This is a genomic window from Micromonospora sp. NPDC000089, assembly GCF_042899365.1.
GTDB lineage: Bacteria > Actinomycetota > Actinomycetes > Mycobacteriales > Micromonosporaceae > Micromonospora.
In genome coordinates this window covers 34,227-54,915 of record NZ_JBIAZT010000004.1, presented here as the reverse complement: position 1 = coordinate 54,915, position 20,689 = coordinate 34,227, and the positions used below count along the sequence as shown (strand labels likewise).

21 protein-coding genes and 1 pseudogene are annotated in these 20,689 nt (G+C 74.8%); 19 read left to right on the top strand and 3 right to left on the bottom strand.

Annotated elements, in window-relative coordinates:
* Positions 1-16 precede the first annotated feature (16 nt).
* The 12 genes and pseudogenes from pyrF (at position 17) to ACFY3U_RS09745 (ending at position 11,551) form a co-directional block, all read left to right on the top strand.
* Positions 17-853, top strand: coding sequence for an orotidine-5'-phosphate decarboxylase (gene pyrF, locus ACFY3U_RS09800; RefSeq protein ID WP_387197856.1), 837 nt, complete (start codon positions 17-19; stop codon positions 851-853).
* A 178-nt stretch (positions 854-1,031) separates the two neighbouring features.
* Positions 1,032-1,349, top strand: coding sequence for an integration host factor, actinobacterial type (gene mihF, locus ACFY3U_RS09795; RefSeq protein ID WP_387197853.1), 318 nt, complete (start codon positions 1,032-1,034; stop codon positions 1,347-1,349).
* Between the two features lie 25 nt (positions 1,350-1,374).
* A complete protein-coding gene (locus ACFY3U_RS09790) occupies positions 1,375-1,914 on the top strand; it encodes a guanylate kinase (protein ID WP_387197850.1) in 540 nt (179 codons plus the stop codon).
* Positions 1,915-1,961: 47 nt separating this feature from the next.
* Positions 1,962-2,225 (top strand): DNA-directed RNA polymerase subunit omega, encoded by a 264-nt coding sequence (gene rpoZ / locus ACFY3U_RS09785; protein ID WP_007075826.1) that lies wholly within the window; start codon positions 1,962-1,964, stop codon positions 2,223-2,225.
* A gap of 15 nt (positions 2,226-2,240) precedes the next feature.
* The gene (gene coaBC / locus ACFY3U_RS09780; protein ID WP_387197847.1) at positions 2,241-3,449 is read left to right on the top strand and encodes a bifunctional phosphopantothenoylcysteine decarboxylase/phosphopantothenate--cysteine ligase CoaBC; all 1,209 of its coding nucleotides are present in this window, start codon (positions 2,241-2,243) and stop codon (positions 3,447-3,449) included.
* A gap of 100 nt (positions 3,450-3,549) precedes the next feature.
* On the top strand, positions 3,550-4,740 hold the full coding sequence (gene metK / locus ACFY3U_RS09775; RefSeq protein WP_387197844.1) for a methionine adenosyltransferase: 1,191 nt from the start codon (positions 3,550-3,552) through the stop codon (positions 4,738-4,740).
* Between the two features lie 59 nt (positions 4,741-4,799).
* Positions 4,800-6,719 (top strand): primosomal protein N', encoded by a 1,920-nt coding sequence (locus ACFY3U_RS09770; RefSeq protein WP_387197841.1) that lies wholly within the window; start codon positions 4,800-4,802, stop codon positions 6,717-6,719.
* A 217-nt stretch (positions 6,720-6,936) separates the two neighbouring features.
* Positions 6,937-7,914, top strand: coding sequence for an AAA family ATPase (locus tag ACFY3U_RS09765; protein ID WP_387197838.1), 978 nt, complete (start codon positions 6,937-6,939; stop codon positions 7,912-7,914).
* A 265-nt stretch (positions 7,915-8,179) separates the two neighbouring features.
* A pseudogene (locus ACFY3U_RS09760) lies at positions 8,180-8,386 on the top strand (cytochrome P450); the annotation flags it as partial.
* Positions 8,387-8,428: 42 nt separating this feature from the next.
* Positions 8,429-8,989, top strand: a complete 561-nt coding sequence (gene def / locus ACFY3U_RS09755; RefSeq protein ID WP_387197835.1) for a peptide deformylase — start codon at positions 8,429-8,431, stop codon at positions 8,987-8,989.
* Positions 8,990-8,996: 7 nt separating this feature from the next.
* Complete coding sequence (gene fmt, locus ACFY3U_RS09750; protein ID WP_387197832.1) at positions 8,997-9,923, top strand: methionyl-tRNA formyltransferase; 927 nt, start codon at positions 8,997-8,999, stop codon at positions 9,921-9,923.
* The gene (locus tag ACFY3U_RS09745; protein WP_387197829.1) at positions 9,920-11,551 is read left to right on the top strand and encodes a transcription antitermination factor NusB; all 1,632 of its coding nucleotides are present in this window, start codon (positions 9,920-9,922) and stop codon (positions 11,549-11,551) included. The genes fmt and ACFY3U_RS09745 overlap by 4 nt, the downstream gene beginning before the upstream one ends.
* Positions 11,552-11,603: 52 nt before the next feature.
* On the opposite strand, the gene ACFY3U_RS09740 is transcribed toward ACFY3U_RS09745, so the two are convergent.
* Both ACFY3U_RS09740 and ACFY3U_RS09735 read right to left on the bottom strand, forming a co-directional pair.
* The gene (locus tag ACFY3U_RS09740; RefSeq protein WP_387197826.1) at positions 11,604-12,494 is read right to left on the bottom strand and encodes a septum formation family protein; all 891 of its coding nucleotides are present in this window, start codon (positions 12,492-12,494) and stop codon (positions 11,604-11,606) included.
* Between the two features lie 76 nt (positions 12,495-12,570).
* Positions 12,571-13,452 carry a septum formation family protein gene (locus ACFY3U_RS09735; protein ID WP_387197824.1) on the bottom strand — a complete coding sequence of 294 codons (882 nt, stop codon included), beginning with the start codon at positions 13,450-13,452 and terminating at the stop codon, positions 12,571-12,573.
* A 257-nt stretch (positions 13,453-13,709) separates the two neighbouring features.
* Here ACFY3U_RS09735 and rpe point away from each other — a divergent pair, with 257 nt between their 5' ends.
* The 7 genes from rpe to ribH all read left to right on the top strand — a co-directional run bounded on the left by rpe (position 13,710) and on the right by ribH (position 19,895).
* Positions 13,710-14,390 carry a ribulose-phosphate 3-epimerase gene (gene rpe / locus ACFY3U_RS09730; protein WP_387197821.1) on the top strand — a complete coding sequence of 227 codons (681 nt, stop codon included), beginning with the start codon at positions 13,710-13,712 and terminating at the stop codon, positions 14,388-14,390.
* Position 14,391: 1 nt separating this feature from the next.
* The gene (locus ACFY3U_RS09725) at positions 14,392-15,351 is read left to right on the top strand and encodes a response regulator (RefSeq protein WP_387197818.1); all 960 of its coding nucleotides are present in this window, start codon (positions 14,392-14,394) and stop codon (positions 15,349-15,351) included.
* A gap of 381 nt (positions 15,352-15,732) precedes the next feature.
* The gene (gene ribD, locus ACFY3U_RS09720; protein ID WP_387197816.1) at positions 15,733-16,794 is read left to right on the top strand and encodes a bifunctional diaminohydroxyphosphoribosylaminopyrimidine deaminase/5-amino-6-(5-phosphoribosylamino)uracil reductase RibD; all 1,062 of its coding nucleotides are present in this window, start codon (positions 15,733-15,735) and stop codon (positions 16,792-16,794) included.
* A 2-nt stretch (positions 16,795-16,796) separates the two neighbouring features.
* Entirely contained in the window at positions 16,797-17,408 is a 612-nt protein-coding gene (locus ACFY3U_RS09715) for a riboflavin synthase (protein ID WP_387197813.1), read from the top strand.
* Positions 17,405-18,103 carry a nicotinamide riboside transporter PnuC gene (pnuC, locus tag ACFY3U_RS09710; RefSeq protein ID WP_387197810.1) on the top strand — a complete coding sequence of 233 codons (699 nt, stop codon included), beginning with the start codon at positions 17,405-17,407 and terminating at the stop codon, positions 18,101-18,103. The genes ACFY3U_RS09715 and pnuC overlap by 4 nt, the downstream gene beginning before the upstream one ends.
* A gap of 17 nt (positions 18,104-18,120) precedes the next feature.
* Positions 18,121-19,392 (top strand): bifunctional 3,4-dihydroxy-2-butanone-4-phosphate synthase/GTP cyclohydrolase II, encoded by a 1,272-nt coding sequence (locus tag ACFY3U_RS09705; RefSeq protein WP_387198820.1) that lies wholly within the window; start codon positions 18,121-18,123, stop codon positions 19,390-19,392.
* Between the two features lie 2 nt (positions 19,393-19,394).
* The gene (ribH, locus tag ACFY3U_RS09700; RefSeq protein WP_387197807.1) at positions 19,395-19,895 is read left to right on the top strand and encodes a 6,7-dimethyl-8-ribityllumazine synthase; all 501 of its coding nucleotides are present in this window, start codon (positions 19,395-19,397) and stop codon (positions 19,893-19,895) included.
* A 49-nt stretch (positions 19,896-19,944) separates the two neighbouring features.
* Here the strand turns inward: ribH and ACFY3U_RS09695 are convergent, their stop codons facing one another.
* On the bottom strand, positions 19,945-20,688 hold the full coding sequence (locus tag ACFY3U_RS09695) for an amino acid ABC transporter ATP-binding protein (RefSeq protein ID WP_387197805.1): 744 nt from the start codon (positions 20,686-20,688) through the stop codon (positions 19,945-19,947).
* Position 20,689 lies beyond the last annotated feature (1 nt).

Sequence of the window (20,689 nt, the reverse complement as noted above, 5' to 3'; positions counted from 1 at the left end):
GGAGAGAGGGAGACGGATGGACAGCTTCGGGACCCGGTTGCACCGGGCGGTCGCCGAGCGGGGACCGCTCTGCGTGGGGATCGACCCGCACCCCGGATTGTTGGCCCGCTGGGGGCTGCCGGACGACGTCGACGGGCTGGACCGGTTCGCCCGAACGGTGACGGAGGCGATCGGTGACCGGGTTGCGGTGGTCAAGCCCCAGGCGGCCTTTTTCGAGCGTTTCGGCTCCCGCGGAGTGGCCGTTTTAGAGTCAACTATCCGACAGTTGCGCGAGTGTGGATCGCTCGTTCTGCTTGATGCTAAGCGCGGGGACATCGGTTCCACGGTCGCCGCGTACGCCTCGGCGTACCTCGACCCATCCAGCCCGATGCATGTCGACGCGATCACCGCGAGTCCCTACCTCGGGGTCGGCTCGCTGGCGCCGATGTTCGACCTGGCGGCTACTTACGGTGGCGGCGTCTTCGTGCTGGCGCTCACCTCGAACCCGGAGGGCGCCGAGGTGCAGCGCGCCCGCACGGCCGGCGGTCGGACCGTGGCGCAAACCGTGATCGACGAAATTTCCCAGCTCAACCGGGGTGCCGAGCCGCTCGGCAGCTTCGGTCTGGTGGTGGGTGCGACGATCGGCGAGACCGGTCACGACCTGTCCGCGGTCAATGGCCCACTCCTCGCCCCGGGGCTCGGCGCACAGGGCGCGACGGCGGCGGACCTGCGGACCGTGTTCGGTCCCGCCCTCCCCGCGGTGCTGCCGTCGTACTCCCGGGAGGTCCTCGGAGCGGGCCCCGATCCGGCCGCCCTGCGGGCCGCGGCGGACCGCGCGCTGACCGACTGTCGGGCCGCCCTGGGTGGGGGCTGACTGACTGACGGCTCGGTCACTTTATGTTGATCTCCGTGCGCTCACGTTGCCGAAAGCGCCGACGACCGCTAGTTTTCCCCGCGCTGGGAACCACTGACCCCTTTGGTTGCCAGCAACCACACGTTTCACGACAGCGGCGGGGTTTCCGCCCGTCGCAAGAGGGACCCGAGGAGAACTGGTGCCGCTCCCGTCACTGACCCCCGAGCAGCGCGCTGCCGCGCTGGAGAAGGCCGCGGAGATCCGCAAGGCCCGTGCTGAGCTGAAGGAGCAGCTCAAGCAGGGCAAGATCACGCTCGCCTCCGTGCTCGACCGGGCTGAGTCCGACGACGTCGTCGGCAAGCTCAAGGTCTCGGCCGTCCTGCAGTCGATGCCGGGCATCGGCAAGATCCGGGCGACCCAGATCATGGAGAAGCTCAAGATCGCCGACAGCCGTCGGCTGCGCGGTCTGGGCGAGCAGCAGCGCAAGGCGCTGCTTGGAGAGTTCGCCGCCAACTGACCGCGGCAGCGTGTAGAAACAAGCGGTGAGCACGGATGGCGAGGCGCGCCCGGCGGCCCGGCTCACCGTCCTGACCGGCCCTTCGGGTGCCGGTCGGGGCGGTGTCGTCGAGGTGGTCCGGGCGCGTTTCCCGTTCGTGTGGGTCTCCGTCCCGGTGACCACCCGGGCACCGCGCCCCGGGGAGGTCGACGGCGTCGACCGGGTCTTCCGGGACGGGCCCGGCTTCGACCGGATGGTGGCCGCCGGCGAGCTGCTGGAGTGGTCCCGGATCGGCCCGTTCCGCCGGGGCACGGCCCGCGAGCCGCTGTGTTCCCGGCTCGCCGACGGGCACCCCGTGCTGCTGCCGATCGACCTGTCCGGCGCGCTCGCCGTCCGGGCCGAGCTGCCCGACGCGCGGGTGGTGCTGCTGGTGCCGCCCGGCCGGGCCGCGCCGGTCGCCGACGCCGCACCCGCCATCGCCGGACACACCGTCACGAACGACCGCACCGAGCGCGCCGCCGACGAACTGGTAGGCTTGCTCGGTTCTTCCTATCTGGCCCCCGCCCCGCCGCGCCTGCGCGGTTGAGCGACCAGCCGCGCTCGCGCGGACACTTCAGACGCAGAGGGTATTTCGTGGGATCCATCGCCAACCCCGAAGGCATCACCAACCCGCCGATCGACGAGCTGCTCGAGAAGACCACCTCGAAGTACGCCCTGGTGATCTTCGCCGCCAAGCGCGCGCGCCAGGTCAACGCCTACTACAGCCAGCTCGGTGAGGGCCTGCTGGAGTACGTCGGCCCGCTCGTGGAGACCACCCCGCAGGAGAAGCCGCTCTCCATCGCCATGCGCGAGATCAACGCGGGCCTGCTCACCGCCGAGCCGACCGACCAGCCGTAACAACCCGGCCCGCCGATGTCCGCCGAGATCGTCCTCGGAGTCGGCGGTGGCATCGCCGCCTACAAGGCGTGCGAGCTGCTGCGACTGCTCACCGAGTCCGGCCACCGGGTCCGGGTCGTGCCGACCGCGTCGGCGCTCCGCTTCGTCGGGGCGCCGACCTGGGCCGCGCTGTCCGGGCAGCCGGTCGCGGACGACGTCTGGGCCGACGTGCACGAGGTGCCGCACGTCCGGCTGGGCCAGCACGCCGACCTCGTGGTGGTCGCGCCGGCCACGGCCGACCTGCTCGCCAAGGCCGCCCACGGGCTCGCCGACGACCTGCTGACCAACACCCTGCTGACCGCCCGCTGCCCGGTGCTGCTCGCCCCGGCCATGCACACCGAGATGTGGGAGCACCCCGCCACCGTGGCCAACGTCGCCACGCTGCGCGCCCGGGGCGTGCGGGTGATCGAGCCGGCGGTGGGCCGGCTGACCGGGGCCGACAGCGGCAAGGGCCGGCTGCCCGCCCCGGCGGAGATCTTCGCGGTCGCCCGCCGGGCGCTGGCCCGGGGCGTCGAGGCGCCCGCCGACCTGGCCGGTCGGCACGTGGTGGTCACCGCAGGCGGCACCCGGGAGCCGCTGGACCCGGTGCGCTTCCTCGGCAACCGGTCCTCCGGCAAGCAGGGGTACGCCTTCGCCCGCGCGGCCGTCGCCCGGGGTGCCCGGGTGACCCTGGTGTCGGCCAACGTCGCGCTCGCCGACCCGGCCGGGGTCGACCTGGTCCGGGTGGGCACCACCGAGGAGCTCCGCAAGGCCACCCTGGAGGCGGCCGCCGACGCGGACGCGGTGGTGATGGCGGCCGCTCCGGCCGACTTTCGCCCGGCGGCCTACGCGCCCGGCAAGATCAAGAAGACCGACGACGGCAGCGTGCCGACGATCGAGCTGGTCACCAACCCGGACATCGCCGCCGAGCTGGGCGCCCGCCGCCGCCCGGAGCAGGTGCTGGTCATCTTCGCCGCCGAGACCGGGGACGCCGAGGCCAACGGGCGGGCCAAGCTGGCCCGCAAGCGCGCCGACCTGGTCGTGGTCAACGAGGTCGGCGTGGACCGGGTCTTCGGCGCCGAGACCAACGCGGCGACCGTGATCGGTGCGGACGGCTCGGTCGCCCGGTTGACCGAGCGCGCCAAGGAGGACCTGGCCGACGACGTCTGGAATCTCGTGGTCGCCCGCCTGCCCGGTCCTGCTTGATTTCTGCTCACTTACTGAATCGCCCGACCCGGATACGGCCCGCGATGGCTAAACTGCCGCGGAGCGACCGTTAGAGAGTTTCCACATGCTTAGGAGTGCCGTGACACGTCTCTTCACGTCCGAATCGGTCACGGAAGGCCACCCGGACAAGATCGCCGACCAGATCAGCGACGGCATTCTGGACGCCCTGCTCACGCAGGACCCGCACAGCCGCGTCGCCGTGGAGACCCTGATCACCACCGGTCAGGTGCACGTCGCCGGTGAGGTCACCACGAAGGCCTACGCCGACATCCCGACCATCGTCCGGGAGACCATCCTCGGCATCGGGTACGACTCGTCGAAGAAGGGCTTCGACGGCGCCTCCTGCGGCGTGAGCGTCTCCATCGGCTCCCAGTCGCCGGACATCGCCCAGGGCGTCGACAACGCCTTCGAGCTGCGGACCGGCTCGTCGGAGAGTGCGCTGGACGCGCAGGGCGCCGGCGACCAGGGCATGATGTTCGGCTTCGCCTGCTCGGAGACGCCTGAGCTGATGCCGCTGCCGATCGCGCTGGCGCACCGGCTGGCCCGCCGGCTCTCCGCGGTGCGCAAGGACGGCACCATCCCGTACCTGCGGCCGGACGGCAAGACCCAGGTCACCATCGAGTACGAGGGCCTGCGACCGGTCCGGCTGAACACCGTGGTGGTGTCCAGCCAGCACGCCGCCGACATCTCGCTGGACTCGCTGCTCACGCCGGACGTGCGGGAGCACGTGATCGCGCCGGAGCTGGAGGGCCTGGGTCTGGAGACCGACGGCTACCGGCTGCTGGTCAATCCGACCGGCCGGTTCGAGATCGGCGGCCCGATGGGTGACGCCGGCCTGACCGGCCGCAAGATCATCGTGGACACCTACGGCGGGTACGCCCGGCACGGCGGCGGCGCCTTCTCCGGCAAGGACCCGTCGAAGGTGGACCGCTCGGCCGCGTACGCGATGCGCTGGGTCGCCAAGAACGTGGTCGCCGCCGGCCTGGCCGAGCGGTGCGAGGCCCAGGTCGCGTACGCGATCGGCAAGGCGCACCCGGTCAGCCTCTTCATCGAGACGTTCGGCACCGAGACCGTGCCGGTCGCCTCGATCGAGAAGGCCGTCGCCGAGGTGTTCGACCTGCGCCCGGCCGCCATCATCCGCGACCTGAACCTGCTCCGCCCGATCTACCAGCAGACCGCCGCGTACGGCCACTTCGGCCGGGAGCTGCCGGATCTCACCTGGGAGAGCACCGACCGGGCCGCCGACCTCAAGTCGGCCGCGGGAGCCTGACCGGCACCAGGCACGGCGACCGGCGACCCGCACCGGGGTCGCCGGTCGCTCGCGTCTGCGTGGATGTGCCGCTGCCGCACCTGGACCGCCCCTTCGACTACCTCGTCCCGGCGAACCTCGACGCCGAGGCGGTGCCCGGCGTCCGGGTCAAGGTCCGTTTCGCCGGGCAGCTGGTGGACGGCTGGCTGCTGGAGCGGGTCGAGGAGTCGAGCCATCCGCGGTTGGCGTACCTGGAGAAGGTCGTCTCGCCGGAGCCGGTGCTGACCCCGGAGATCGCCGCGCTGGCCCGGGCCGTCGCCGACCGGTACGCGGGCAGCCTCGCCGACGTGCTGCGGCTCGCCGTCCCGCCCCGGCACGCCCGGGTGGAGAAGGAACCCCGCCCGACGCCCGCCCCGCCCGCCGAACCCGCGCCCGTGGAGGGCGCCCCCGACCCGCGTGGCTGGCGGGACTACCCGGCCGGGCCGGCGTACCTGCGGGCGCTCGCCGCCGGACGGTCCCCCCGGGCGGTCTGGTCCGGCCTGCCGGGTGAGGACTGGCCGGCCCGGTACGCCGACGCGGTGGCCGCCACCGTGGCCGGCGGCCGGGGCGCGGTGGTCGTGGTCGCCGATGCCCGGGACCTGGAGCGGTTGGACGCCGCGCTGACCGACGTCCTCGGGCCGGGCCGGCACGCCTGCCTCTCCGCCGCGCTGGGCCCGGCCCGGCGGTACCGGGCGTTCCTGACCGCCAGCCGGGGCGAGGTGCCGGTGGTGATCGGCACGAGGGCGGCCATGTTCGCCCCGGTGCCCGACCTGGGGCTGGTGGCGATCTGGGACGACGGCGACGACCTGCACGCCGAGCCGCGTGCCCCGTACCCGCACGCCCGGGACGTGCTGCTCACCCGGGCCCGGCTGGTCGACGCGGGAGCGCTGGTCGGCGGCTTCACCCGGACGGCCGAGGCCCAGCTGCTGGTGGAGACCCGCTGGGCGCACGAGGTGGCCGCGGACCGGGCCACCCTGCGGGCGCGTACCCCGTCGATCGCGCCGACCGGCGACGACCCGCAGCTGGCCCGCGACCCCGGCGCGGCCACCGCCCGGCTGCCCAGCCTGGCCTGGACCACCGCGCGGGACACCCTGCGGGCCGACGCCCCGGTGCTGGTGCAGGTGCCCCGCCGCGGCTACCTGCCCTCGGTGGCCTGCGCCCAGTGCCGCACCCCGGCCCGCTGCCCGCACTGCGCCGGCCCGCTCGCGCTGCCCTCGGCCACCGGCACGCCGGCCTGCCGCTGGTGCGGCCGGGTGGCCGCCGCGTACGCCTGCCCGGAGTGCGGCGGGCGGCGGCTGCGCGCCTCGGTGACCGGCGCCCGGCGTACCGCCGAGGAGCTGGGTCGGGCGTTTCCCGGCGTGCCCGTGCGCACGTCCGGACGGGAGGAGGTGCTGGCCACCGTCCCCGGCGGCGCCGGGCTGGTGATCGCCACCCCGGGCGCCGAGCCGGTCGCCGAGGGCGGCTACGGGGCGGTGCTGCTGCTGGACGCCTGGGCCCTGCTCACCCGGGCCGACCTGCGCGCCGGCGAGGAGACCCTGCGCCGCTGGCTGGCCGCCGCCGCGCTGGCCCGGCCGGCGCCGGCCGGCGGCCGGGTGGTGGTGGTGGCCGACGGCGCCCTTGCCCCGGTCCAGGCGCTGCTGCGCTGGGACCCGGGCTGGTTCGCCGCCCGGGAGCTGGCCGAGCGGCGCGAGCTGGGCTTCCCTCCGGCGATGAAGATGGCCAGCGTCACCGGCCCGGCCGCGGCGGTCGCCGACCTGCTGGCCGAGGCGCGGCTGCCCGACGACGCGGAGGTGCTCGGCCCGGTGCCGGCCGAGGAGGACCGGGAACGGCTGCTGGTCCGGGTGCCGCGGGCCCGCGCCGCCGCCCTGGCCGAGGCGCTGCACCTGGCCGCCGGCGCGCGCAGCGCGCGCAAGGCGGCCGAACCCGTCCGCCTCCAGGTCGACCCGCTCAGCCTGTTCTGAGACCCGGCTCACGACCCGCTCAGGGCGTCGGCTCGGGGGTCCGCGGCGGGGGTGGTCATCGAGGCGTCGCACACCGCGTCCGGTAAACAGCTGGCCGGTGCGTGATAGCATCGCCCGTCATGCCCGGGCGCACGGATGGCGCGAAATTCGGTGGAGCGCCTCGACCCGACGCCAGATCGATGATGTCAATCAGCCGGTGAGCAGGGGTGGACCAGTCGTGACCGTTCGTCAATCGATCGTCTTCAACGGTGACCTCGGCAGCGGCAAGAGCACCGTCTCCGTCGAGATCGCCAAGCGGCTGGGGCTGCGCCGGGTCAGCGTCGGCGACCTGTACCGGCAGATGGCCCAGGAGCGGCAGATGACCGCCCTGCAGCTCAACCTGCACGCGGAGCTGGACCAGGCGGTGGACGGCTACGTCGACCAGCTCCAGCGGGACATCGCCGCCTCCGGCGAGTCGCTGGTGATGGACTCCCGGCTGGCCTGGCACTTCTTCACCCATGCGCTCAAGGTGCACATGATCACGGAGCCGGGTGAGGCGGCCCGGCGGGTGCTCGCCCGCCCGTCCGGCCCGGCCGAGAGCTACACCTCGCTGGAGGAGGCGACGGCCAAGCTCCGCGAGCGCAGCGAGAGCGAGCGCAACCGGTTCATCGTCCGGTACGGGGTGGACAAGGCCCGGCTGCGCAACTACGACCTGGTCTGCGACACCACCCGCGCCCCGGCGACCGAGGTGATCGAGCGGATCGTCGACGCGTACGAGGGCCGGCTCGGCGCCGACGTGCTGCGCGCGGCGCCCCCGCTGCTGCTGCTCGACCCGGCCCGGGTCTACCCGACCGAGGACATCGCCACGCTGCGCGGGCTGTGGGAGTCGGAGTTCGTCGGCGAGGTCGCCGAGGCCGGCGACGAGGGCTTGGAGCCGCTGCGGATCGGTTACACCGGCGAGTACTTCTTCGTGGTCGACGGCCACCGCCGGCTCAGCGCCGCGCTGCAGAACGGCTTCCGCCTGGTGCCGGCCCAGCTGGTGGCCGAGGTCGACGAGCCGGTGGCGGGCGGGATGAGCGCGGTCGACTACTTCGCCGCGCACGTGCGCCCCGGCCTGGTCTACGACTGGCAGGCCGCCCACGGCACCAGCCTGCCGCTGCCCGAGCACGCCCTGCTCGGCGGCACCGTGCTGGCGGGGGAACCGGGCAGCGCCTGACCGGCTGCTGGGAAACCAGTCGCCGACTGCTCGTCCGCGCGGCCAGCGGGTCGCCCGCTGGCCGGGTGTCTCCATCCACCGGGCCGCTGCCTCGAAGGTGTCCTCCGGGGTGGAGTTGACCGCGATCGCCGCGCCGGGAGCATGCCGGCGTACCGGGTTGACCACGCCCGTACGGGATCGGCGGATCGACCGGAGCGGAGCAGAATGGGGGCTCGGGTCCGAATCGGGGAGGCCGGCCATGGATCCTGCCGACGCCCTCGCGGAGTTACGGGCCGCGCTGGCCCGGCTGGAGGCGCAGGTGGCCTTCCCGCTACTGCTGCGGCGGTTGCCCGGGCTGGCCCTCGCCGGCGAGCCGGAACGCCGGGTCCGGCTGACCCTGCGGGGGTACGCCACCCTCCCGGTCACCGTGGGTGCGCCGGTGCCGGACCCGGATCGCGGTACGCCGGCCGGAGCGGTCTCCGGCACTCCGTAGACTGGTACGGCAGCAGTCCGCCCAGCGAAGGAGCCACACCGAGTGACCGTCCAGCCCATCCGTCTGTTCGGGGACCCGGTGCTGCGCACGCCGGCCGATCCGGTCGTCGACTTCGACGTCGAGCTGCGCAAGCTCATCGCCGACCTCACCGACACGATGCGCGAGCAGAGCGGCGCCGGCCTGGCCGCGCCCCAGCTCGGCGTGGGCCTGCGGGTGTTCACCTTCGAGGTCGACGACGTGCTCGGCCACCTGGTCAACCCGGTGCTGGAGTTCCCCGACGCCGAGGAGCAGGACGGCCCGGAGGGCTGCCTGTCCATCCCCGGCCTCTACTTCGACACCAAGCGCCGGCAGAACGTGGTCGCCAAGGGCTTCAACGGCTACGGCGACCCGCTGCAGATCGTCGGCACCGGCCTGATGGCGCGCTGCGTGCAGCACGAGACCGATCACCTCGACGGGGTGCTCTTCGTCGACCGGCTGGACCCGGCCGGCCGCAAGGAGGCGATGAAGGCGATCCGCCAGGCGGAGTGGTACGACGCCGCCGCCCCGCCCACGGTCAAGCTCAACCCGCACGGCGCGGGCAGCCCCTTCGGTCTGGGTCGGTGACCGGCCGGTGCGTGTGATCTTCGCCGGCACGCCGGCCGTCGCCGTTCCCGCCCTGGCCGCCGTCGCCGCCTCCCGGCACGAGCTGAGCGCCGTGGTGACCCGTCCCGACGCGCCCGCCGGCCGAGGCCGCGGCCTGCTGCGCTCCCCGGTCGGCGCCTGGGCCGACGAGCACGGCGTCGAGGTGCTCACCCCGGCCCGTCCCCGCGAGCCCGACTTCCTCGACCGGCTGCGTGAGCTTGCCCCCGACTGCGTCCCGGTGGTCGCGTACGGCGCGCTGGTGCCGCCGGCCGCGCTGGAGATCCCCCGGTACGGCTGGATCAACCTGCACTTCTCGCTGCTGCCCGCCTGGCGGGGCGCGGCACCGGTGCAGCATGCTGTGCTGCACGGCGACGAGCTGACCGGCGCCAGCGTCTTCCAGCTGGAGGCGGGGCTGGACACCGGCCCGGTGTTCGGCACGCTGACCGACGAGATCCGCCCCACCGACACCTCCGGCGACCTGCTGGAGCGGTTGGCGCACTCCGGAGCCGGCCTGCTGGTCGCCGTCCTGGACGCGATCGAGGCGGGCGCCGCCCGGGCCGAGCCGCAGCCGGCTGACGGGGTGTCGCTGGCGCCCAAGCTGACCGTCGAGGACGCCCGGGTGCGCTGGACCGACCCGGTCTTCGCCGTGGACCGGCGGATCCGGGCCTGCACCCCGGCGCCTGGGGCGTGGACGACCTTCCGGGGCGAGCGGGTCAAGCTCGGCCCGGTCACCCCGGTGGCGAACGGCCCCGAGCTCAAGCCGGGCGAGCTGCTGGTAGAGCGCTCCCGGGTGCTGGCCGGCACGGCCACCCTGCCGGTGAGCCTGGGCGAGGTCCGGGCGGCCGGCAAGAAGGCGATGCCGGCGGCCGACTGGGCGCGCGGCGTCCGGGTCGGCGCCGGCGAGGAGCTCGCGTGACGGCCCCGAGCGACCGCCCCGAGCGGCCCACCGACGACCGCGCCGGGCGGCCCTCCGGCGGCCACCGCGGCCACGACGATCGCGCCGAACGGCCCGAGCGCCGCCACGACGATCGCGCCGAACGGCCCGAGCGCCGCCACGGCGACCGCACCGAACGGCCCGAGCGGCGGTACGGCGACCGGGGCGAGCGGTCTTCCGGCGGCCCGCGCGGCGACCGGCCCCAGCGCGGCGGCTTCGGCGCCGAGCGGCGGAGCTTCCGCCCGGCCCGGCCGGCGGTGGACCTGCCCCGGCACGCGGCGTACCAGGCCGTGGCGGCGGTGCACCGCGACGACGCGTACGCCAACCTGGTGCTGCCGTCGATCCTGCGGGAGGAGGGGTTGACCGGTCGGGACGCCGCCTTCGCCACCGAGCTGACCTACGGCTCGCTGCGGCACACCGGCACGCTGGACGCGATCCTCACCGACGCGGCCGGCCGGGACGTCGGGCGGATCGACCCGCCGGTGCGGGATGCGCTGCGGCTCGGGGCGTACCAGCTGCTGCACACCCGGGTGCCGGCGCACGCCGCGGTCTCCTCGACCGTCGACCTGGTCCGCTCGGTCGGCCCGGGCGCCACCGGCTTCGCCAACGCCGTGCTGCGCGAGGTGGCCACGCTGGACTCCGACGGCTGGGTGGCGAAGCTCGCCCCGTCGATGGAGAGCGACCCGCTGGGGCACCTCGCCCTGGCGTACAGCCACCCGCGCTGGATCGTCCGGGCCTTCGCCGACGCGCTCGGCGGGGACCTGGGCGAGACCACCCGGCTGCTGATCGAGGACAACGAGCGGCCCCCGGTGCACCTGTGCGCCCGACCCGGCCTGGCCGACCCGGTCGAGCTGGCCGACGAGGCGGGCGGCGCCCCGGGCGCCTTCTCCCCGTACGCGGTCTACCTGTCCGGCGGCGCGCCCGGCGACCTGCCGGCGCTGGCCGACGGCCGGGCGCACGTGCAGGACGAGGGCTCGCAGCTGGTGGCGAACGCGCTGGCCACCGCGCCGCTGGACGGCCCGGACGGGCGCTGGCTCGACCTGTGCGCCGGCCCGGGCGGCAAGGCGGGGCTGCTCGGCGCGTTGGCCGCGCAGCGCGATGCCCGGCTGACCGCGGTCGAGGTCGCCGAGCACCGGGCCCGGCTGGTCGCCCAGGCCACCCGGGGGTTGCCGGTCACCGTGCTGCACACCGACGGCCGGACGGTCGGGGCCGACCCGAAGCTGCCCGAGGAGCACTTCGACCGGGTGCTGGTGGACGCCCCGTGCACCGGGCTGGGCTCGCTGCGCCGCCGGCCGGAGTCCCGCTGGCGCCGGCAGCCGTCCGACCTGCCGCCGCTGACCCGGTTGCAGCGGGAGCTGCTCGCCGCGGCGCTGCGGGCGGTTCGGCCGGGCGGGCTGGTCGCGTACGTCACCTGCTCGCCGCACACGGTCGAGACGCACGTGACGGTGACCGAGGCGGCCCGCCGGGCCGAGGTGCCGGCCGACTTCGTCGACGCGCGTACGCTGCTGCCGGCCGGCATGCCGGGGCTGGGTGACGGGCCGACGGTGCAGCTCTGGCCGCACCGGCACGGCACCGACGCGATGTTCCTCGCGGTGCTGCGCCGCGGCTGACCGCGGGCGGTCCGGCCCGCGGCCACCGTCTCCCGTCGCCGGGGCCGGTGGGTCAGCGGGCCGGCAGGCCCCGGGTGCCGGCGGCGCGCAGCGAGCGGGTCAGCGTCCGGTCGCCGACCCAGAGGAAGCACTGCACGCCGCGGTTGCCGGCGCGCCACTCCCGCTCGAACGGGTGGTAGAAGATCGAGCCGGCGCGGTACGGCAGGTCGCTGTTGTCCGCTACGCCGGTGTAGCGCGCGATCACGCCCTGGCAGCCGCGGTGGACCGGGGTGCGGTCCCGGGTGAACGCGGCGTAGCTGACGTCCGGGGCCTGCCACACGCCCGCGAACTCGGCGTGGTGCTTCGCGGTGCAGGCGACCGGGACCATCGCCTCGACGTCGTCCTGCCGCACCGTCGGGTTGAAGCAGCCGAGCTTCAGCGGGCCGTTCCCGGCCAGCGCGCCGCGCAGGCTGCCGGTGCGGGTGTTGGCGGCCGGCTCGTCGAGGCTGCGCAGCTCGACCAGGTCGCAGCGGTACCAGCGGGCCCCGCCGCCCCAGGCCGGCGCGGACGGCAGGACCAGCGACAGGGCCAGCAGCCCCGAGCGCCAGTCCGCGCCGACCACCCGGCGGACCTGCCGGTCGCAGTCGGCGCGGGCGGTGCGGACGGCGGGCGAGCCGGCGGCCGGCGGGGTGGTCGGCCTGGCGTCGGCGCCGCGCAGCGTGCCCACGTGCACGGTCTCGGCCCGGTGCGGCCCGGCGCAGTCGACCGGGTTCCAGCCGCTGAGGTAGCCGACGTCCGACACGCCCGGGTGGCACGCTCCCACCGTGGGGACGAAGCCGCGCGGCGCGGCCAGCGCGGGCCAGTCGTCGGTGAGGTTCCGGTCCACCCCGACCGGCGCGCCGCAGCCGGACAGCGCCAGGGCCGTCAGCGCGCCGATCGTGACCGCCGTCCACCAGCGCCGCATGGCACCGACCTTTCCACCTCGCCACCACCTCGGCCGCAGCGGGCAGCCACGGAGCGGCAGCATACGGCACCGAGGCTCAGATCGCGGGGAGTCCCTTGGGCCCGGCGTCGCGCATCGAGCGGGTCAGCTTCCGGTCGTCGCTCCACAGGAAACACCGGATGCCCCGGTCGCCCTCGTCCCACTCGCGCCGCGACGGCGGATAGAAGATCGAGCCCGCGCGGTACGGCAGGTCGCTGTTGTCGGGCACCGCGGCGAAGCGGGCGATCAGCGCCATGCAGCGCCGGTGCACCTGCTGGTCGATCCGGAGGAACTCGGCCCAGCTCAGGTCCCGCTCGACGTAGACGCCGACGAACTCGGCCCGGTGCGGCTCGGTGCACAGCACCGGCGCCATGTAGTTGAGGTTGTCGCCGATCAGTTTCGGGTCGAAGCAGCGGTGGGTGAGCGGGTTGTCACCGACCAGCGCGCCGCGCAGGCTGCCGGTCCGGTTGACCGGGCGGGTGTTGTCGATGCTGTCGGTCTCGCTGAGGTCGCAGCGGAACCAGCGGGCGCCGCCGTTCCAGGCCTGGGCGGACGGCAGGGCGATGTTCAACGTCAGTCGGGCCGCGTGCCAGTCCCCGCCGATCACCTCCCGGGCGCGCTGGTCGCACTCGGCGCGTGCCGGCCGCAGCGCGGGCGAGCCCGGCTCGGGCCGCGTGCCGCCCGCGGCGGCGCCGGTGAAGGTGCCCACGTGCACCGCCTCGGCGAGGTGGCTGCGGGCGCAGCTCACGGTCTCGTAGGTGCCGGCCTGCACGACCGCGGTTATCCGGGGCAGGCAGGCGTCGGTGGCCGGCACGAACATCGCCGGTACGGGCAGCGCCGGCCAGTCGTCCACCAGATCGCCGTCGGCGCGGTGCGGCACGCACCCGCCCAGCATCGTCGCCGCGCCGGCCAGCGCCAGCGCCACGAGCCACCGTCGCATCGTCCGCCCTTCCGCAGGAGATGGCAGCCGGTCGCCGCCGCCCGCCGGCGTGGCGCGCCGCGGGGCGTCGGCATAGTGACCGTCCCTGATGGAGTGTTGCCGCGTTTCGGTCGATCGGCCAGTCACGGGTGGCCGATCGTCCGGTTTCCGGCCCCCTCGGGGGCCCATTCTGCACCACCGGTCACGCGCGGGTCACCGCGCGTTCCCGATGCCGCCGCGATGTCCACGGCCGGTTGCCGCGTTCGTACACTGGCCCGGTGACCGTACCGCCGCCGATCGTCGCGCCCAGCATCCTCGCCGCCGATTTCGCCCGCCTCGCCGAAGAAGTCCGCGCCGTCGAGGGGGTCGCCGACTGGTTGCACGTCGACGTGATGGACGGCCACTTCGTGCCGAACCTGACCATCGGCCTGCCGGTGGTGCAGAGCCTGCGGGCCGCCACCCAGATCCCGTTCGACGTGCACCTGATGATCACCGATCCGCGGCGCTGGGCGCCCGGCTACGCCGACGCCGGGGCGTACAACGTCACGTTCCACGCCGAGGCCTGCGACGATCCGGTCGCGCTCGCCAAGGACCTCCGCTCGGCCGGCGCGAAGGCGGGGCTGGCGATCGACCGGGACACCCCGATCGAGCCGTACCTGGACCTGCTGCCGAGCTTCGACACGCTGCTGATCATGACGATCAAGGCCGGCTTCGGCGGGCAGCGCTTCATCCCGCAGCTGCTGGACAAGGTGCGCGCCGCCCGCCGGCACGTCGACGCCGGTCACCTGGAGCTGCGCGTCGAGGTGGACGGCGGGATCGCCGCCGACACCATCGAGCAGGCCGCGGCGGCGGGCGCGGACGCGTTCGTCGCCGGCACCGCCGTCTACGGCGCGGCCGACCCGGCCGAGGCGGTCCGTCGCCTGCGCGGGCTCGCGGAGCGCGCGTCCCGCGGAGCCTGAGATGGAGCCGGCCGGCGACCGACCCGACGTCATCCTGGTCGTCGACGACGACGCGGACATCGCCCGGTTCGTCGAGTTCAACCTGCGGCTGCACGGCTTCGAGGTGATCCACGCCTCCGACGGTCAGGAGGCGCTCGAGGTGATCGAGCGGCAGCGACCGGACCTGGCCGTGGTCGACCTGATGATGCCCCGGATCGACGGCCTGGAGCTGACCCGCCGGCTGCGCGCCGACCCGATGACCTCGGCCCTGCCGGTGATCATGCTGACCGCGAAGGGGATGACCGTCGACAAGGTGCACGGGCTCAGCGCCGGCGCCGACGACTACCTGGTCAAGCCGTTCGACACCGCGGAGCTGGTGGCCCGGGTCAGCTCCACGCTGCGCCGCAACAAGGAGTTCCGGGAGGTCTCCCCGCTGACCGGGCTGCCCGGCAACAGCCGGATCCGCCGGGAGATCACCGACCGGGTCCGCAGCGGCGTCGACTACGCGGTCGGATACATCGACATCGACCGGTTCAAGAGCGTGAACGACCGGTACGGCTTCGTCCGCGGCGACGAGTTCATCTCCGCGCTGGCCCGCAGCCTGCACCGGGCGGTGGTCTCGATCGGGCTGCCGCCGGCCTTCCTGGGCCACGTGGGCGGTGACGACTTCGTGATCGTCTGCACCCCGGAGCAGATCCGCCCGCTGACCTCCCGCGCGGTGGTCGACTTCGAGAAGTCCGCCGACACCCTCTACGACCCGACCGACCGGGAGCGGGGCTTCGTCGAGCTGAAGGACCGCCGGGGCAACGTCCGGCGCGCGGCCCTGGTCACCCTCTCCATCGGGGTGTCCCTCTCCGACGCCGAGAAGCGCCTGACCGACCCGCTCGCCGCCATCGCGGTCGCCTCCGAGATGAAGACCGTGGCGAAGAGCCAACCCGGGTCGTACGTCGCGGTGGACCGGCGACGCGCCCAGGGTGTGTGAGGTAGGACGCGAGGAGTGGCGTCGAACCCGGCGGAACGTGTAAGACTTCCCATGTACCCACCACGCGCTGGCGGGGCTCGGTGAAATTCCGAACCGGCGGTGATCCACGGCCCGACCGTGGTAAGCCCGCGACCCGGACGGCTCAGGCCGCCCGGTGGACCTGGTGAGAATCCGGGGCCGACGGTTGGGGGCGGGAGGTTTCCGCACCCAGAAAGTCCGGATGGGAGACAGCGCGCGGGGACGGGGCGGGCCCGTGCGGCGCTGTGTCGGCGCGTGGGCTCCCCGGGGGCCGGCCACGCCGTACCCTCCGGTCCGCCGCCGCCTGCCCGCGGCTCCTCCCGTACCGCCCGCGCGCGGCTCGGCGAGTGAGAGGGCAGGGGCATGGCCGCGGTGTCCGTGGACGAGGCGATGCGCCGCGCCGTGGCGCTGGCCGCCCGCGGGCTCGGCACCACCAGCCCCAACCCGCTGGTCGGCTGCGTGCTGCTCGACCCGGACGGCACGGTCGTCGGCGAGGGCTTCCACGCGTACGCCGGCGGGCCGCACGCCGAGATCGTCGCGCTCGCCCAGGCCGGTGAGCGGGCCCGCGGCGGCACCGCGGTGGTCACCCTGGAACCCTGCGACCACACCGGCCGCACCGGCCCCTGCAGCCTCGCGCTGATCCAGGCCGGCGTCGTCCGGGTGGTGATCGCCGTACCGGACCCGAACCCGGTGGCCTCCGGCGGCGCGGCCACCCTGCGGGCCGCCGGCGTCCAGGTCGACCTGGGGGTACGCCGGGACGAGGCGGAGGCCGGCAACGTCGCCTGGCTGACCTCGATGCGCCGCGGCTGGCCGTACGTGATCTGGAAGTACGCGGCGACCCTCGACGGGCGGTCCGCCGCGGCCGACGGCACCAGCATGTGGATCACCTCCGAGGCGGCCCGGACCGACGTGCACGCGCTGCGGGGCACCGTCGACGCGGTGGTCGTCGGGGTGGGCACCGTGCTCGCCGACGACCCCCGGCTGACCGCCCGCAACCTGCGCGACGGCTCGCTGGCCATCCGGCAGCCGCTGCGGGTGGTGGTCGACTCGGCGGGGCGTACCCCGGCGGACGCCCGGGTCCGCGACGGGGCCGCCCGGACCTGGATCGCCACCGCCGCGGAGGTCGGCGCCGGCCCGGACGGCCGGGTGGACCTGCCGGCGCTGCTGGCCGAGTTGCACCACCGCGGCGTCCGGGCGGTGCTGCTGGAGGGCGGCCCGGCGCTGGCCGGCGCGTTCCTCGCCGCCGGCCTGGTCGACCGGGTGGTCGGCTACGTCGCGCCGAAGCTGCTCGGCGCCGGCCCGGCCGCGCTGGCGCACGCCGGCGTGACGACCATCGCCGATGCCATCGATCTGGAACTCACCGACGTTACGGCTGTCGGTCCCGACCTGCGGATCACCGCGCTGCCCCGGAAGAGGGAGGCCTGACTATGTTCACCGGCATCGTCGAGGAGTTGGGCGAGGTCGTCCGGATCGCCGACACCGGAGCCGACTCGGCGCTGGTCGCGATCCGCGGCCCGCTGGTCACCTCGGACGCCCGGCACGGCGACTCCATCGCGGTCAACGGGGTGTGCCTGACCGTGGTCGAGACCGACCAGGGGGTGTTCACCGCCGACGTGATGGGGGAGACCCTGCGCCGCTCGTCGCTCGGCGCGCTGCGGCCCGGCGCCCCGGTCAACCTGGAGCGGGCCGCCGCGCTGAACAGCCGGCTCGGCGGCCACCTGGTGCAGGGGCACGTCGACGGGGTCGGCGAGCTGCTCTCCCGGGAGCCCGCGCAGCAGTGGGAGACGCTGCGTTTCCGGCTCCCCGCCGCCCTGGCCCGGTACGTGGTGGAGAAGGGCTCGATCACCGTGGACGGGGTGTCGCTGACGGTGGCCGGCGTCGGGGACGACTGGTTCTCCGTCGGCCTGATCCCGACCACCCTGAAGCTGACCACCCTGGGCGGCCGGGCCGTCGGCGACCCGGTCAACCTGGAGGTCGACGTGCTGGCCAAGTACGTCGAGCGGCTGCTCGGCGACCGGCTGCCGGGAGGTGCCCGGTGACCGGGCCGCTGGGCTGGCTGCTCGAGGCGCAGGTCCACGTCGCCGGCTCGCCGGTGCTGGTCCGGGAGATCGTCGGCAACGTCTTCGGGCTGGCCTCCGCGCTGCTCGGGCTGCGCCGGCTGGTCTGGGCCTGGCCGGTCGGCATGATCGGCAACGCGCTGCTGTTCACCGTGTTCCTCGGCGGCGTCTTCGCCACCCCGCAGGCGCACGACCTGTACGGCCAGGCCGGCCGTCAGGTCTTCTTCTTCGCGGTCAGCGTGTACGGCTGGTGGCGCTGGTCGCGCAATCGCCGGGCCGGGGCCGGTGACGCGCCCGCGGTGACGCCCCGCTGGGCCACCGGCCGGGAGCGGCTGGGGCTGCTGCTGGCCGCCGCCGTGGGCACCGTCGCGGGGTACCCGGTGCTGGCCGCGCTGGGCTCCTGGGGGCCGCTGCCGGACGCCTGGATCCTCACCGGCAGCCTGCTCGCGACGTACGGCATGGCCCGCGGCTGGGTGGAGTTCTGGCTGATCTGGATCGCGGTGGACGCGGTCGGCGTGCCGCTGCTGCTGCGCGGGGGGTTCTATCCGTCGGCCGCCATGTACCTGGTCTACGGCGGCTTCTGCGTCTGGGGCTTCGCCGCCTGGTGGCGCGCCTCCCGGGTGGCCCGCACCGAGTCCCGGCCGATCCCGGCCACCTACACGGAGGTCGTGGCATGAGCGATCGGAGCGGCGGCATGGGCGAGCGGATCTTCGCGAGCATCGAGCAGGCGGTGGCGGATCTGGCCGCCGGCCGGCCGGTCGTCGTGGTCGACGACGAGGACCGGGAGAACGAGGGCGACCTGATCTTCGCCGCCGAGCTGGCCACCCCGGAGCTGGTCGCGTTCACCGTCCGGTGGACCTCGGGCTACATCTGCACGGCGCTGACCGAGGCGGAGTGCGACCGGCTGGACCTGCCGCCGATGCACCACACCAACCAGGACCGCCGGGGCACCGCGTACGCGGTCACCGTGGACGCCCGGGAAGGGGTCACCACCGGCATCTCCGCGGCCGACCGGGCGCGCACCATCCGGCTGCTCGCCGACCCGGGCACCGATCCGGCCGACCTGTCCCGCCCTGGGCACGTGGTGCCGTTGCGGGCCCGCTCGGGCGGGGTGCTGCATCGGCCCGGGCACACCGAGGCGGCGGTGGACCTGACCCGGCTGGCCGGGTTGCGCCCCGCCGGTGTGCTGTGCGAGCTGGTCAACGAGGACGGCACCATGATGCGGCTGCCGGATCTGGAGAAGTTCTGCGCCGAGCACGCGCTGACCCTGATCACCATCGCCGACCTGGTGGCGTACCGGCGGCGGCACGAGAAGCAGGTCGAGCAGGTGGCCGATGCCCGGATGCCCACCCCGTACGGGGTGTTCCGGGCCCTGGGCTACCGGGCCGAGCACGACCCGGCCGAGCACGTGGCGATGGTCTTCGGGGACCTCGGCGAGGGGGACGACGTGCTGGTCCGGGTGCACTCCGAGTGCCTGACCGGGGACGTGTTCGGCTCGCTGCGCTGCGACTGCGGGCCGCAGCTGCAGGCCTCCCTGGCCCGGGTCGCCCGGGAGGGGCGGGGCGTGGTGCTCTACCTGCGCGGGCACGAGGGGCGCGGCATCGGCCTGCTGCGCAAGCTGCAGGCGTACCAGCTGCAGGACCAGGGCCGGGACACCGTGGACGCGAACCTCGACCTGGGGCTGCCGGCCGACGCCCGGGACTACGGCACCGGCGCGCAGATCCTCTACGACATCGGCGTCCGGTCGATGCGGCTGCTGACCAACAACCCGGCCAAGCGGGCCGGCCTGGAGGGGTACGGCCTGACCGTCACCGGTCGCGAGGGCCTGCCGATCCGGCCGCACCCGGAGAACGTGCGCTACCTGCGGACCAAGCGGGACCGGATGGGGCACCTGCTGGACGAGCTGGACGAGGTGACCGAGGCCCCGCTGGGCCGGCCGGTCCCCGGCGACGAGATCGGAGCGTAGACATGGCGGGTTTCGGTGAGCCCGGGGTGGCGACGGTGGACGCCGCCGGGATGACGGTGGGGGTGGTCGCCGCGCGCTGGCACGGCGAGCTGACCGACCACATGCTGGACCGCGCGATCGCCGCCGCGGAGGCCTGCGGCGCCCGGACGGTGGTGGCCCGGGTGGCCGGGTCGGTGGAGCTGCCGGTGGTGGCCCAGGCGCTGGCCCGCCGGTGCGACGTGGTGGTCGCCCTCGGTGTGGTGGTCCGCGGCGCGACGGCGCACTTCGACTACGTCTGCCAGTCGGTGACCGAGGGGCTGACCCGGGTGGCGCTGGACGAGGGCCGCCCGGTGGCGCACGGGGTGCTCACCGTGGAGACCATCGAGCAGGCCCGGGACCGGGCCGGGCTGCCCGGTTCGGCGGAGGACAAGGGCTGGGCGGCCACCGTCGCCGCGCTGGACGCCGCCCTGGCGATCCGCGGGGTCGCGGCGGCCGGCACGCACCGGGTCGGCTTCGGCGGCTGAGGCCCCGAGGGCCCGGGCCGGCGGTGCCGCTCAGCGCCGGCGGTGCCGCTCAGAGCCGGCCGGCCTCGATGATGCGCCGGAGGAACTGCCGGGTACGCGGCTGGGTCGGCTCGCCGAGCACCTGCTCGGGTGGGCCGGCCTCCACCACCCGACCGCCGTCGAGGAAGCAGACCTGGTCGGCGACCTCCCGGGCGAAGCCCATCTCGTGGGTGGCCAGCACCATCGTCATGCCGTCGGCCTTGAGGTCCCGGATCAGCGCGAGCACCTCGCCGACCAGCTCCGGGTCCAGCGCGGAGGTCACCTCGTCCAGCAGCATCAGCCGCGGCGAGTTGGCCAGCGCCCGGACGATCGCCACCCGCTGCTGCTGCCCGCCGGAGAGCCGGTCCGGGTAGGCGTCGGCCTTGGCGCCGAGTCCCACCCGGTCGAGCAGCTCGCGGGCCTGCGCCTCGGCCTGGGCGCGGGCCCGCCGGTGCACCCGGCGCGGCGCCAGCGTGACGTTCTCCAGCACGCTCAGGTGCGGAAAGAGGTTGTACGCCTGGAAGACCATCCCGATCCGCCGGCGGACCACGTCCGGGTCCACCCGGGGGTCGGAGATCTCCTCCCCGTCCAGCTCGATGATCCCGTCGTCGATCTGCTCCAGCAGGTTGACGCAGCGCAGCAGGGTCGACTTGCCCGACCCGGACGCCCCGATCAGCGCCACCACCCGGTGCTCCTCGACGGTCAGGTCGAGCCCGTCCAGGACGACCTGGTCGCCGAACTCCTTGCGCAGGCCCCGGCAGGTCAGCACGGCCATG

Excerpts from the sequence above, each read along its gene's own strand:
- ACFY3U_RS09705 (WP_387198820.1), top strand. The coding sequence starts at position 18,121 with ATGGGCGAGCGGATCTTCGCGAGCATCGAGCAGGCGGTGGCGGATCTG.
- ACFY3U_RS09740 (WP_387197826.1), bottom strand. The coding sequence starts at position 12,494 with ATGCGGCGCTGGTGGACGGCGGTCACGATCGGCGCGCTGACGGCCCTG.
- ACFY3U_RS09725 (WP_387197818.1), top strand. The coding sequence starts at position 14,392 with ATGGAGCCGGCCGGCGACCGACCCGACGTCATCCTGGTCGTCGACGAC.
- ACFY3U_RS09715 (WP_387197813.1), top strand. The coding sequence starts at position 16,797 with ATGTTCACCGGCATCGTCGAGGAGTTGGGCGAGGTCGTCCGGATCGCC.
- ribH (WP_387197807.1), top strand. The coding sequence starts at position 19,395 with ATGGCGGGTTTCGGTGAGCCCGGGGTGGCGACGGTGGACGCCGCCGGG.
- pyrF (WP_387197856.1), top strand. The coding sequence starts at position 17 with ATGGACAGCTTCGGGACCCGGTTGCACCGGGCGGTCGCCGAGCGGGGA.
- ACFY3U_RS09695 (WP_387197805.1), bottom strand. The coding sequence starts at position 20,688 with ATGGCCGTGCTGACCTGCCGGGGCCTGCGCAAGGAGTTCGGCGACCAG.
- ACFY3U_RS09735 (WP_387197824.1), bottom strand. The coding sequence starts at position 13,452 with ATGCGACGGTGGCTCGTGGCGCTGGCGCTGGCCGGCGCGGCGACGATG.
- ribD (WP_387197816.1), top strand. The coding sequence starts at position 15,733 with ATGGCCGCGGTGTCCGTGGACGAGGCGATGCGCCGCGCCGTGGCGCTG.
- coaBC (WP_387197847.1), top strand. The coding sequence starts at position 2,241 with ATGTCCGCCGAGATCGTCCTCGGAGTCGGCGGTGGCATCGCCGCCTAC.